The 12,556-nt window shown below is 34.8% G+C and carries 10 protein-coding genes and 1 riboswitch; all 10 genes read left to right on the top strand.

The window, feature by feature from the left end; genetic code table 11:
• The first annotated feature begins 46 nt into the window (after positions 1-46).
• The 10 genes from MWH25_RS04065 to metA all read left to right on the top strand — a co-directional run bounded on the left by MWH25_RS04065 (position 47) and on the right by metA (position 12,358).
• Positions 47-757, top strand: coding sequence for a DeoD-type purine-nucleoside phosphorylase (locus tag MWH25_RS04065; protein WP_248626141.1), 711 nt, complete (start codon positions 47-49; stop codon positions 755-757).
• A gap of 202 nt (positions 758-959) precedes the next feature.
• Positions 960-1,604 (top strand): fructose-6-phosphate aldolase, encoded by a 645-nt coding sequence (fsa, locus tag MWH25_RS04060; protein WP_248626137.1) that lies wholly within the window; start codon positions 960-962, stop codon positions 1,602-1,604.
• A 79-nt stretch (positions 1,605-1,683) separates the two neighbouring features.
• Positions 1,684-2,538 (top strand): DNA adenine methylase, encoded by an 855-nt coding sequence (locus MWH25_RS04055; RefSeq protein ID WP_248626135.1) that lies wholly within the window; start codon positions 1,684-1,686, stop codon positions 2,536-2,538.
• The gene (locus tag MWH25_RS04050; protein ID WP_248626133.1) at positions 2,531-3,820 is read left to right on the top strand and encodes a type II restriction enzyme; all 1,290 of its coding nucleotides are present in this window, start codon (positions 2,531-2,533) and stop codon (positions 3,818-3,820) included. The genes MWH25_RS04055 and MWH25_RS04050 overlap by 8 nt, the downstream gene beginning before the upstream one ends.
• A 128-nt stretch (positions 3,821-3,948) precedes the next feature.
• Complete coding sequence (gene tkt, locus MWH25_RS04045; RefSeq protein ID WP_248626131.1) at positions 3,949-5,925, top strand: transketolase; 1,977 nt, start codon at positions 3,949-3,951, stop codon at positions 5,923-5,925.
• Between the two features lie 292 nt (positions 5,926-6,217).
• Complete coding sequence (locus MWH25_RS04040) at positions 6,218-7,753, top strand: L-lactate permease (protein WP_248626129.1); 1,536 nt, start codon at positions 6,218-6,220, stop codon at positions 7,751-7,753.
• 249 nt (positions 7,754-8,002) lie between these two features.
• Positions 8,003-8,677 (top strand): deoxyribose-phosphate aldolase, encoded by a 675-nt coding sequence (gene deoC / locus MWH25_RS04035; protein WP_248626127.1) that lies wholly within the window; start codon positions 8,003-8,005, stop codon positions 8,675-8,677.
• Between the two features lie 461 nt (positions 8,678-9,138).
• Positions 9,139-10,347, top strand: a complete 1,209-nt coding sequence (locus tag MWH25_RS04030) for a NupC/NupG family nucleoside CNT transporter (RefSeq protein ID WP_248626125.1) — start codon at positions 9,139-9,141, stop codon at positions 10,345-10,347.
• 203 nt (positions 10,348-10,550) lie between these two features.
• Positions 10,551-10,952 carry a cytidine deaminase gene (locus MWH25_RS04025; protein ID WP_248626123.1) on the top strand — a complete coding sequence of 134 codons (402 nt, stop codon included), beginning with the start codon at positions 10,551-10,553 and terminating at the stop codon, positions 10,950-10,952.
• A gap of 76 nt (positions 10,953-11,028) precedes the next feature.
• Positions 11,029-11,138: riboswitch (SAM riboswitch) on the top strand.
• A gap of 302 nt (positions 11,139-11,440) precedes the next feature.
• A complete protein-coding gene (gene metA / locus MWH25_RS04020) occupies positions 11,441-12,358 on the top strand; it encodes a homoserine O-acetyltransferase MetA (RefSeq protein WP_248626121.1) in 918 nt (305 codons plus the stop codon).
• The last annotated feature ends 198 nt before the right edge of the window (positions 12,359-12,556 follow it).

The following is a 12,556-nucleotide window of genomic DNA, read 5'->3' as shown; positions in this document are numbered from 1 at the left end:
TAGAAGAAAGTTAATTTTAATTACATATTAAGGAGGAGATTTAAAGGTGCCAATTCATATTGAAGCAGAGCAAGGAGAGGTAGCTGATATTGTTTTATTACCAGGGAACCCACAACGGGCCAAGTATATGGCGGAAAAGTTTTTAGATGATCCAAAGCTATATACTGATTACAGAGAGATGTATGGTTATACAGGAACTTTTAATGGTGTGGAGGTCTCAATTCAAACAACAGGAATGGGAGTTCCTTCAGCAGGAATCATGCTTGAAGAGTTAAAGATGCTAGGTGCTAAAACATTAATTAGGGTAGGAACTTGTGGAGCTTTAACTGAAGAGTTAGAGCAAGCAGATGTGATTATTGCTCAATCTTCTGCTACAATTGGTACTACAGTTAATCAGATGCAGCAGAATATTACGTTGGCCCCGCCAGCTGATTTTGAATTGATTAAGTACCTATATGATAGTGCAGTTGAATTGGAGATGCCTGTTCATGTAGGACAAATTGCTACTTCTGATTATTTTTATGGGACTCCAGAAGAGCATGTTAAGGAATTAGCTGATTATGGTGTCTTAGCAGTAGAGATGGAGACAGCGATGTTATATCATACTGCAGCTAAGTATGGATTAAGAGCAGCTACTGTCTTAACTGTTTCTGATCATGTCTTTAGTCAGGTTAGAGCTGACAAAGAAAAGATTCAACAGGGTGTTGACCGGATGACAGAGATGGTTCTAGATACGACAACTAAGATTTATGGATAATTGGAAGCAAATGAACTGAATAAAAAAGTTTAAAAAATTAGGTCTATTAATTAGGCCTAATTTTTATATTTTTAGATTAAATTTGAAATATCACTTGCTATTGAGTTAATTTTATTATTTAATAATAAATAGGTCATTATAAAAGTGCTAATAACTAATTATAAGTTACTAGTCACTAATTACTAAAATAAGGAGTGATAAGATGAAGTTTTTTATTGATACTGCTAATTTAGAAGAGATTAAAGAAGCAGCCAGTTTAGGAGTGATTGATGGGGTTACTACTAATCCTAGCTTGGTAGCTAAAGAGGGAGATGTTGACTTTCATACGAGAATTAAAGAGATCTGTGAGCTTGTAGATGGCCCAGTCAGTGCTGAGGTAATCAGTTTAGAGGCAGAAGGGATGATTGAAGAAGCTAGAGAATTAGCAGAGTTGGCTCAGAATGTAGTAATTAAGATTCCAATGACAGTTGAGGGATTAAAAGCGGTTAAGACTTTGAGTGAAGAAGGAATTAAGACTAATGTAACTTTAGTCTTTTCAGCTAATCAAGCTTTATTAGCCGCTAAAGCAGGTGCTACATATATCAGTCCATTTGTAGGGAGATTAGATGATATAGCCCATGAAGGGTTACAATTAATTGAAGATATTGCAATTATCTTAGATAATTACGGTTTAGAAAGCGAGATTATTACTGCTAGTATTAGACATCCTCAGCATGTTAAGCAAGCTGCTTTAATTGGAGCAGATATTGCTACTATTCCTTTCGATGTAATTGGAAAGCTATCTAGCCATCCGTTGACTGATATTGGAATTGAAAAATTCTTGAATGATTGGGAGCAAGGAAAATAGTAAATATTTAGTTGGAAAGATCCTCTTAATTAGGGGATCTTTTTTTGCAATTAAAAATGTTCTAGGAGGTCAGATAGAAATGGTGAAAGATAATAAACTAATTAAACCTTTTGTAAAGTGGGCAGGTGGCAAAAGGCAGCTATTACCTGAATTAAGAAAAAGAATTCCTAAACAGATGTCTACTTACTACGAACCATTTGTAGGTGCTGGGGCTGTTCTTTTTGATCTACAACCTGAAAAAGCAATTATTAATGATGCCAATCACGAATTGATCAATGCTTATAAAGTAATTAGAGATAAAGTTGAGCAATTAATTGCAGATCTAAAGACTCATCAGAATGAGAAGGATTACTATTATGAAACAAGAGCATTAGATAGAACTACCGAATATGAAGAGCTATCGGATGTGAAAAGAGCCTCGAGAATCCTGTATTTAAATAAGACTTGCTTTAATGGTCTCTTTCGGGTCAATCAAAAGGGCCAATTCAATGTACCGTTTGGTAAATATAAGAACCCGAATATTGTTAATGAAGAGGTTTTAAGGGCTGTCAGTGGTTATCTAAATAATAATGAGGTTAAAATTTTGAGTACTGACTTTGAAGAAGCAATCAAATATATGAGAAAAGAGGCCTTTGTTTACTTTGATCCACCTTATCATCCACTATCTGATACTTCTTCCTTTACTAGCTATACTAGGGATGGCTTTGATGAAGCAGATCAGAAGAGATTAAAGAAGTTATGTGATAATTTAACTAAAAGAGGGTGTAGATTTTTACTATCTAATTCAAGTGCTGATTTAATATTAGAGCTTTATAAAGATTATACAATAGAATATATTGATGCTACTAGAGCTATTAACTCTAAAGCTGATCAAAGAGGAGAGATTAAAGAAGTCTTAGTTAGAAATTATGAAGTGAATGATCTAAATGGCTAAAAATCGTAATAGGAAAGTTGATAAAAAGTGGGCTGAAATCTTTGCAGACTATCCTATTGTTGAACAGGTTGAGGAGCAGGGTTATTTTACCATTACATCAAGTGAAATCAATAAGTATAGGGAAGCACGATTGATGACTAAATTCGATCATGAAAGTAATTTACCATATCTTTTTTCTGAACACAATCTGACCATTTTGCCAATTACTAGAGGTGAGTATATAATTGGTAAATTTGATGTTTATGAAAAGCTCAATCTTAACTATGAGGAGATTACTCCGATAGAAGTTGATTTTCCAGACTGGATTGAAAGTGTAAACCCTAAAGATTTATATTCAGAGGCAGCAGTATTAAAATCTGCTCTTATCTCTGGAATAATAAATGATCTAATTGAAAGTGAAGAGTTAATTTCTACTGTGAGTGGAAGGATGTCTACTAATAATTTCAAATTCAGTATTAGAAATAAGGAAAAAGAGCTATATCATCAGATCAGAGTAGAAAATAGTCAATGTGAAATAGATGGTGGCTATGAAACTACAGATAAATTGATCTTAATCGAAGCTAAAAATTCCTTTTCAGAGGATTTTTTGATTCGACAGTTATATTATCCTTATAGGTTATGGAATAAAAAGATTGCTAAAGAGGTTGTTCCAGTCTTCATGTTCTATTCTAATGATATATTCAGTTTCTTTGTTTATCAATTTAAAGAGCATAATAACTATAATTCACTGGAGTTGCTTGTTCAGAAAAATTATGTAATCAAAGATAAATCTATTACTTCACGAGATCTCGAACAGCTTTTTAGAGATGTCACAATAAAACCAGAGCCTGAAATTCCTTTTCCCCAGGCAGATTCATTTAATAGGGTCTTAGATTTAGTGAAATCCTTATATGAGAAACCTTTGAGCATAGAAGAGATAAGTACCAGATATGATTTTGATAAGAGACAAGCTCAGTATTATTCAAGAGCAGGTATGTATTTAGACTTAATTAAGTCAGAAGATAGTAGATTGAAATTGTCAAAGCTAGGACGTAAGATTATTACAATGAGAAGAAAAAAGAAGAATTTAAGGATAGTTGAATCTATCTTAGAACATGAAATCTTCTATAAGGTATTTAAATTATGTTTGAAGAGATCAACTCTAATTTCTAAGAAAGATGTAGTTGATATAATGTTGGCGAACAAGGAGAAATTATATAATATCTCAAGTGAGAGTACTATTAGAAGAAGAGCCCAAACAGTCTTAAAATGGATTGAATGGATTTTAGATTTGAAGGGGTGATAAATTTTCCCTCAAGGAGATAGAGCAGTTAAATTTGATATTTTATAAGTTAGAAGTTGATAACTAAGCTGTTTAATGTTATCATTGAAGGGAGAAAAAAGACGAAGATTTAATAAGGAGGAATAAAATTGTTGAAAGAAGTAGCAAATGTAGTTAGAGGTTTATCGGCTGATGCTATAGAAGAAGCTAATTCAGGTCATCCTGGGTTACCTTTAGGATGTGCAGAGTTAGGTTCAGTATTATATGGTGAGGTGATGAAGCATAATCCAGCTGATCCAGATTGGTTAAATCGAGATCGATTCGTCTTATCAGCAGGACATGGTTCAGCACTGTTGTATTCTTTGCTCCATTTAACAGGATATGATTTATCCATAGAAGATTTAAAGGAATTTAGACAATTGGGTTCTAAGACTCCAGGTCATCCTGAGTATATGGATACTCCAGGTGTTGAGACTACGACTGGCCCGTTAGGCCAAGGATTTGCTAATGCAGTAGGAATGGCTATTGCTGAGCAGATGTTAGCAGAAAAGTATAATACAGATGAGTTTGAAATAATCGATCACAATACATATACATTACTTGGAGATGGCTGTATGATGGAGGGAATTACTGCTGAAGCCGCTTCTTTAGCAGGTCATTTAGGTTTGGGTAAGTTGATTGCAATTTATGATGACAACCAAATCTCAATTGCTGGAGATACAGATTTAACATTTACTGAATCAGTAGGTGACAGATTTAAGGCCTATGATTGGCATGTAATTGAAGAAGTAGATGGACATGATTTAGAGCAGATTAGAGCAGCTATTGAAGCAGCTAAAGAGATCCAAGATAAGCCAGTATTGATTATAGCTAAGACAGATATCGGTTATGGAGCACCGACTAAGCAAGGTAGTAGTGCGGCACATGGTGCACCATTAGGGGCAGAAGAGATCAAAGGAATGAAAGAAGAGTTCGGTCTGCCAGTTGATGAGAAGTTTTATGTTTCAGAAGAGGTAACAGAGTTTTTGGGTCAACGAAAAGAAGAATTGGCTGAAGAATATCAAGTTTGGCAGGAAAAATTTGCAGCATGGGCCAATGTTAATCCAGAGTTAAAAGAGGAGTTAGAGCGAGCTCTTAACTTAGAATTGCCTGAAGAGTTACGAGAGGTTATTACTGAGCTTGAGATAGATACTCCAATTGCAACGAGAAAGGCTTCGGGAGCTGCTTTGAAAGAGATAGCTGATCAGGTTCCTTACTTAGTAGGTGGTTCTGCTGATTTGGCCCCATCAAATAAGACTTATTTGGACAAGTATGACGAAGTTCAAGCAGATAATTTTGCTGGACGTAATTTCCGTTTTGGAGTTAGAGAGCATGCGATGGGAGCCATTGTTAATGGTATCTCCTTAGAGGGAGGGCTAAGGCCATTTTGTTCTACATTCCTTGTCTTTTCTGATTACATGCGTCATGCTATTAGGATGGCTGCTTTAATGAAACAACCAGTAGTTTATGTCTTCACTCATGATTCAATCTATATTGGAGAAGACGGGCCAACTCATCAGCCAGTTGAGCATGTAGAATCATTACGCATGATTCCTAACTTGACGGTATTAAGACCTGCTGATGAAGAAGAGACTAAAGAAGCTTGGTTGCAAGCAATGGAGAGAGCTGATGGGCCAACAGCTCTGATCTTGACTAGACAGAATCTTCCTCATTTAGATAAAGCTAATGGATTAGCTGATATTGATCGAGGAGGATATGTAGTAACTGAAGAAGCTGGAGAACTTGATTTAGTCTTGATGGCCAGTGGTAGTGAGGTTTCTTTAGCTGTAGAAGTCGCTCAGTTATTAAAAGAAGAAGGAAAGAATGCTCGAGTTGTCTCAGTACCGGATAAAGAGTTATTTGCTGAGCAAGGAGAGGACTATTTAGCAGAAGTACTTGGGGATAATGATACCTTCAGAGTAGCAATTGAAGCAGGAATTGGAACTGCCTGGTATCGATTCCTAGGAGCTAATCATCATTTAGTCAGTATGGATCGATTCGGTGCCAGTGGTCCAGGTCAAGAAGTGGCTCGTAAATTTGGGTTTGAGGCTGACAAGATTGCTGAGGATATCTTAGAGAAACTATAATTATTAATAGAGGTAGCTAATTGACAAGGATGAATCAATTGAAGTTGATTCATCCTTGATTTATTTTTATTACAAAATAGCTCAAGTTTAAGGTTGAGGAAATGGTTTTTATTACGAAAGGTTTTTATAAACCTGAAGGTAAGGCTAAGTCAATCGTTAAAAACATAAGGGGTTTTAGTTCTTACTTAAACTTAGACTTGGACTTAAACTTAAGCTGTTGTGTTATGTTAATTAAGTTAACGCATGTCAATTAATAATTGTACTGAAATCTTTCGATAAAGGAGTTGGAATAATGGAGTTTAGTATTGGATTATGGATTAGTGCTATGGTACCTATTGTTTTACTTTTATTTACGATCTCTTACTTAAAAATAAAATCAACAATAGCTGCTTTGCTCAGTTTAATAACTGCCTTAATAATAGCAGTTATTAACTATAAGCTTACTTTTGGACAGCTTGGAATAGCGGTTGCTAAGGGAGCTAGTCTAAGTTTATATGTAATCTTGATAATTATGGGAGCAATATTCCTGTATAATGTAGTAAAAATAGTCGGTGCTTTTGAAGTGATTAAGGATTTTATGTTGGGGTTGAGTGGAGATAAATTACTACAGATTTTAGCCTTAGCTTGGGCTTTTTCTTCTTTTATCCAAGGGATATCAGGTTTTGGAGTACCGGTGGCTGTGATTGGTTCATTAATGGTAGGAATGGGCTTTGATCCGTTGGTTGCTCTGAGTGCAGTTTTGATCGGTCATTCGTGGTCGATTGGATTTGGTTCTATGGGTTCTTCTTTTTATGCACTCAGTTTAGTAACAGGATTGGAACCGATTCGATTAGGATTAGTATCGACATTACTATTTTATTTACCAATCATTATAACTGGATTATCAGTTGCTCATCTTCAAGGAGGAGTAAAGGCGATTAAAAGCTCACTGAAATATATTCTTCCGATTGGACTGGTGATGGGAACAGTACAATTAGGAGTTGTTAAATTGGGGTTTCCCCATTTAGCTTCATTACTAGGAGGGTTGAGTGGTAGTCTATTGTTTTTAATCTTATTAAATGGGAATAATAAAGAAAAAAAGAGAAAAAATAAGAATAATGAAGGAATGTCAATAAAATTAGCGCTGTTGCCTTATTTTATTTTGATTGGAACAGCTTTGATTTCTCAGGTTCCTCTACTCGAAAATTTATTACCAGAGTGGTCGGTTGGATTTTCTTATCCAGGTTTTACTACTATGTTGGGTTATCAAGTTCAACCAGAAGAAGGTTATGCTGTTATTGATTTCTTGTCTCATCCAGTTACGTTCTTATTATTAGCAGGAGTATTAGGAATCATAATTTACTTATTAAAAGGCTTTTTAGTTTCTAGACAGATTAAAGAAATTTTGAAAACTAGCTATCAACAAGGGATTTCTTCTAGCCTGACTGTCTTATTATTGATGATGATGGCATTAGTAATGAATGATTCAGGTATGCTTTATATGTTTGCTCAGGGAATGATTGAAGTAAGTAGTAATTACTTTCCGATCATTTCTCCTTTCATTGGAATTTTAGGGGCATTTTTAACAGGCAGTACTACAAGTTCTAATGTCTTATTCGGAGGTGTACAGATAGGAGTAGCAGAATTGCTAGAACTGCCTCCTTATCTGATTGCTGCTAGTCAAGCAGTTGGTGCTTCTTTAGGTTCAGCAGTAGCTCCAGCTAAGATATTACTTGGTGTCTCTACTATAGGAGCATTAGGATTGGAAGGGAACATATTGAAGATAACTCTTGGTTATACATTGTTAAGTAGTTTAGTTGTAGGTGTTGCTCTTTATTTAATAATCTAAATTGTAAAAATAAATAGTTGTTAGATTGACAAAAAGAGAATAATATAGTAAAATCATATCGTAAGACGTCAGACGTATTTAAGTATTGAAAATTTAAAAAACTTAAACTATGATTAGAGGTTATTTAATTCTTATTTATGCTTATTTTGAAAAGATAAAGGGGTTATGGGTGTCTTTGGTATTTATCTAGGATTTATTATCATGAATAGTTTTGTGTAAACTTATTATATAGCCAACTGGAGGGATATGATGGACGTCAATGAGATAGCAAGTATAATTGATCATACTATATTGAGTGCTGAGGCAACTAAACAAGAGGTTATAATTAAATGTCAAGAGGCAAAAGAGTATAATTTTGCCTCTGTCTGTATTAATCCAGTTTTTGTATCCTTGATAAATAAAGAATTAGAAGATAGTTCAGTAAAGGTTTGTACAGTGATTGGATTTCCACTAGGGGCCAACACAGCAGAGAGTAAAGCCTTTGAAGCAAATAAGGCAATTAAAGAGGGTGCCGATGAGATTGATATGGTGATTAATATTGGGGCTTTAAAATCAGGAGAATGGGAGATTGTTAGGGATGATATTAAAACGGTTGTTGATGTTGCTCAAAATAAGGCTTTAATTAAGGTAATCATTGAAACCTGTTATTTGACAGAAGAAGAAAAGAAGAAGGCTTGTCAAGTTGCTAAAGAGGTAGGAGTAGATTTTGTTAAGACATCTACTGGGTTTGGAACAGGTGGAGCAACTGTTGAAGATATCAGATTAATGAGAGAAGTTGTTGGGGAAGAATTAGGAGTTAAGGCTTCTGGTGGTGTTAGGAGTTTAGAAGATGCCGAAGAGATGATTGAAGCAGGTGCCACAAGAATTGGAGCTAGCTCTGGAGTCAAAATTGTAGCTGGAGAAGAGCTTACAGGAGACTATTAAAAACAGTATTAGTTGGGAAATACTATAATTGAGTTGACAGTTTACGGTTTACAGTTTACAGTTAAGAGCAAAATATTAAGATCTTAAAACCCATGAAAAGACTTAAAATTATAGGTTTAGAGTGGTTTTAATTTTAAGGTTTTCCTTCGGGTTCTTTGAACCCTTCGTGATGAAAAAAATCCGCTCTTAGATTTTTTCTATCTACTGTCAACCGTCCCTACAGGTCTTTTTCAAGACCTTTCGTGAAACTCCTACAGGGTTTATCAACCCTTTCGTGAAAATCACAAAAACCGTATCCATAGAAACCATATCAACTGTAAACTATATATCAATAAAACGTTAGGTATTCAAGAAGATAATAGCTATTGTAGTTAATAGTAAACTTAATAAGAGGATACCTAATAATTAATAGCTGTTAATAACCCTCAGATTAATTATATTAAATAAGGGGGATTATTAATATGTCAAGGCTAATTGGAGTTATAGGATTATTAGTATTTATAGGAATCGCTTATGCATTATCTGAGGATAGGAAGGCAGTTAATCATCGGACTGTTATTGCTGGACTTGTCCTACAGTTAGTCTTTGCTTTTCTAATTTTAGCGTTTCCACCAGGAAGAGCTGTTTTTCAATGGTTGAGTGAGTTTGCAGCGATCGTTTTAGACTTTGCTCTTGATGGTGCTCAATTTGTATTTGGGGAACACTTGATGGCTGATTTTAGTTTTGCTTTAATGGTATTACCTACAATCATTTTCTTCTCAGCTTTAATGTCTGTGATGTATTATCTTGGAGTTGTTCAAAAAGTTGTTGAATTTATGGCAGGTATTATGATGAAGGTAATGAGGTTGAGTGGTGCTGAATCATTGGCTGCTGCTGCCAATGTCTTTATCGGTCAGACTGAGGCACCTTTGGTTGTTAAAAGATATATACCTAAGATGACTCGTTCTGAGGTTATGGCAATGATGACTGGAGGATTTGCTACAGTAGCCGGTGGAGTATTAGCTGGATTTATTGGGTTAGGAATTGATCCTGGTTACTTATTAGCAGCAAGTGTAATGTCTGCTCCAGCTGCGTTGGTGATGGCTAAAATTATCATTCCGGAGACTGAAGAATCTGGAACTGCTGGACAAGTAGATATTGATGTTGAAATTGAAAATGAAAATATTCTAGGAGCTGCTGCAGAAGGGGCAAGTGAAGGATTAACTCTTGCTTTAAATGTAGCTGCAATGCTAATTGCATTTTTAGGATTAATTGCTTTAATCAATTACCCATTAGAAATGTTAGGGACAAGCTTAGAACAAATTTTAGGATATATCTTCTCTCCATTTGCTTTCTTGATGGGAGTTCCTGCAGAAGAGATTAGAGAAGTTGGAAGCTTATTGGGCCAGAAGATGGCTATTAATGAATTTGTAGCTTATTTGAGTTTAGCTGAATTGATTGGAGAAGAGGCAGTAGAAGCTGGAAGGGCTTTAAGTGCTAAATCTGAAATGATTGCTACTTTTGCTTTATGTGGATTTGCTAACTTTGCTTCAATTGCGATTCAGATTGGTGGTATTGGCCCGTTAGATCCAGAAAGAAAAGGTTTAATTGCTAGCTTAGGTGTTAAGGCATTAATTGCTGGAACATTAGCAACTTATACTACAGCTACTATTGCTGGACTTTTCATGTAATATAGTCAGACATAAAACCTAGATTTGAAAATCTAGGTTTTATGTATTTACTTGTTGTTAGAATTTTAAGTTTAATTTTTCAAAAGAGTAAGTTTTTCTAAATTTAATTAATAATAGAAATTAATAAGTTTGAATACTTTAGTTTTGATGGCTTGAATTTAATTGTAAATTGTGCATTGTCAATTAAATTGGGAGGTGATTAGATGGAGCAGAAAACAAAAGAGAAATTGATTGCAGAAGCTAAGCAAGCCCGAGAAAAAGCTCATGTTCCTTATTCAAACTTTAAGGTTGGTGCTGCTTTGTTAACTACAGATGGGGAGATCTATACAGGATGTAATGTTGAAAATTCTTCCTATGGATTGACTAATTGTGCTGAAAGAACAGCTATTTACAAAGCTGTTTCTGAAGGAGATAAAGAGTTTGAAGCAATTGCTATTATAGCAGATACAGAAGGAGCTTGTAGCCCTTGTGGTGCTTGCCGACAGGTCATCTTAGAGTTTGGTTCAGAGATTGATGTGATTATGACCAATTTAAATGGAGAGACGATCACCAAAAAAGCTAGCGAACTGTTATGGGGAGCATTTTCCCAAAAAGATTTATCTTAACTTTTAATTAATTTCATTGATATGTGGTTTGACAACCTGATTAATATGTGTTAACATAATTAAAAATAAAATAATAGTCTTATCAAGAGTGGTGGAGGGATTGGCCCAATGAAACCCGGCAACCTCTTTTTAATTAAGGAAGGTGCTAAATCCAACAATACCTAATTAGGTATTGGAAGATAAGAAGAGTTAATGTAAATCTCTTCTTAAAAAGAAGAGATTTTTTAGTTTATGGTTATTCTCAGCTAAAATGAAATATTGGAAGATTGAGTATTTAGTCTCAGAATGCTTTGCAACTATTGATGGTTTAAGTGTTTATGATTTTGAATTCAATTGTAAATTGTACACTAAGACGGGGGTGCAGAGAAATTTAATTATTTGCGAAGCATTGTAATAACAGGCTTTAATTTAGCAAGTGGTTTTTATTACGGAAGATCTGATAAGACCTGTAGAGAAAGCACTATTTATCTAAAGAGGAGTGAGTAGTGATGCCAATCAATATTCCGGATAATTTACCAGCAACTAAGGTTTTAGAAGAAGAGAATATTTTTGTGATGAAGGAATCAAGAGCTTATAGTCAGGATATTAGAGCTCTTAAAATATTAATTTTAAATTTAATGCCGCTAAAGGAGATTACAGAAACACAATTACTTCGCTTGTTAGGAAACACACCGTTGCAAGTAGATATAGTTTTTTTGCAGTCAGCAACCCATGATTCTCAAAATACTTCCCAACAGCATTTGAGTACATTTTATAAAACATTTGATCAGATTAAAGACCAAATGTTTGATGGGATGATTATTACAGGAGCCCCAATTGAACATCTTGATTTTGAAGAGGTCGATTACTGGGAAGAATTGCAGCAAATAATGGATTGGAAATTAAATAATGTTACTTCAACTTTGCATATCTGCTGGGGAGCTCAAGCAGGTCTATATCATCATTTTGGAGTTCCTAAGTATCCTTTAGAGCAAAAGATGTTCGGTGTCTTTAACCATCAGATTAAGCAGGATAAGGTCAAACTTTTGCGTGGGTTTGATGAGCAATTTAAGGCACCTCATTCTCGCCATACTGAAGTGAGAAGAGAGGATATTGAACAGATATCTGCTCTCCAAATTTTAGCTGAATCAAAAAAGGCAGGAGCCTATATTGTGGCTACTAAGGATGGAAGGCAGATCTTTGTAACAGGCCATTCTGAATATGATCGATTTACTTTAAAAAGGGAGTATCAACGAGATTTAGCTAAAGGGGTCGATATTCAGATGCCTGAAAACTATTTTCCTGATGATGATCCAAATCAAGAGCCGATTGTAGAGTGGCGCTCACATGCTAATTTGTTATTTTCTAATTGGCTTAACTATTATGTCTATCAGCGTACCCCTTATGTTCTCAACCAAATTAAATAATAATTTCCACTGTATTTTAGAAAAACTAGTGTTATAATGATAAATGAGAGGTTAAGTTTAAGGTTAAGGTTGAGTAAGAGTTAATCTTGAATCTGGGGTTATATTACAATATAACTTTACAATGAACAAAATTGACAAAATGTACAATGAACAATTAAAAAATATTTAGGTGTTTTAAGAGTTTGCTCTTTAATTGTA

Source organism: Natroniella acetigena (assembly GCF_023227745.1).
GTDB classification, from domain to species: Bacteria; Bacillota; Halanaerobiia; order Halobacteroidales; family Halobacteroidaceae; genus Natroniella; species Natroniella acetigena.
Note: the sequence above shows the minus strand (reverse complement) of the source record. Positions and strands in the feature narration are given on the sequence as shown.

Excerpts from the sequence above, each read along its gene's own strand:
- fsa (WP_248626137.1), top strand. The coding sequence starts at position 960 with ATGAAGTTTTTTATTGATACTGCTAATTTAGAAGAGATTAAAGAAGCA.
- MWH25_RS04040 (WP_248626129.1), top strand. The coding sequence starts at position 6,218 with ATGGAGTTTAGTATTGGATTATGGATTAGTGCTATGGTACCTATTGTT.
- MWH25_RS04050 (WP_248626133.1), top strand. The coding sequence starts at position 2,531 with ATGGCTAAAAATCGTAATAGGAAAGTTGATAAAAAGTGGGCTGAAATC.
- MWH25_RS04055 (WP_248626135.1), top strand. The coding sequence starts at position 1,684 with ATGGTGAAAGATAATAAACTAATTAAACCTTTTGTAAAGTGGGCAGGT.
- metA (WP_248626121.1), top strand. The coding sequence starts at position 11,441 with ATGCCAATCAATATTCCGGATAATTTACCAGCAACTAAGGTTTTAGAA.
- MWH25_RS04025 (WP_248626123.1), top strand. The coding sequence starts at position 10,551 with ATGGAGCAGAAAACAAAAGAGAAATTGATTGCAGAAGCTAAGCAAGCC.
- MWH25_RS04030 (WP_248626125.1), top strand. The coding sequence starts at position 9,139 with ATGTCAAGGCTAATTGGAGTTATAGGATTATTAGTATTTATAGGAATC.
- deoC (WP_248626127.1), top strand. The coding sequence starts at position 8,003 with ATGGACGTCAATGAGATAGCAAGTATAATTGATCATACTATATTGAGT.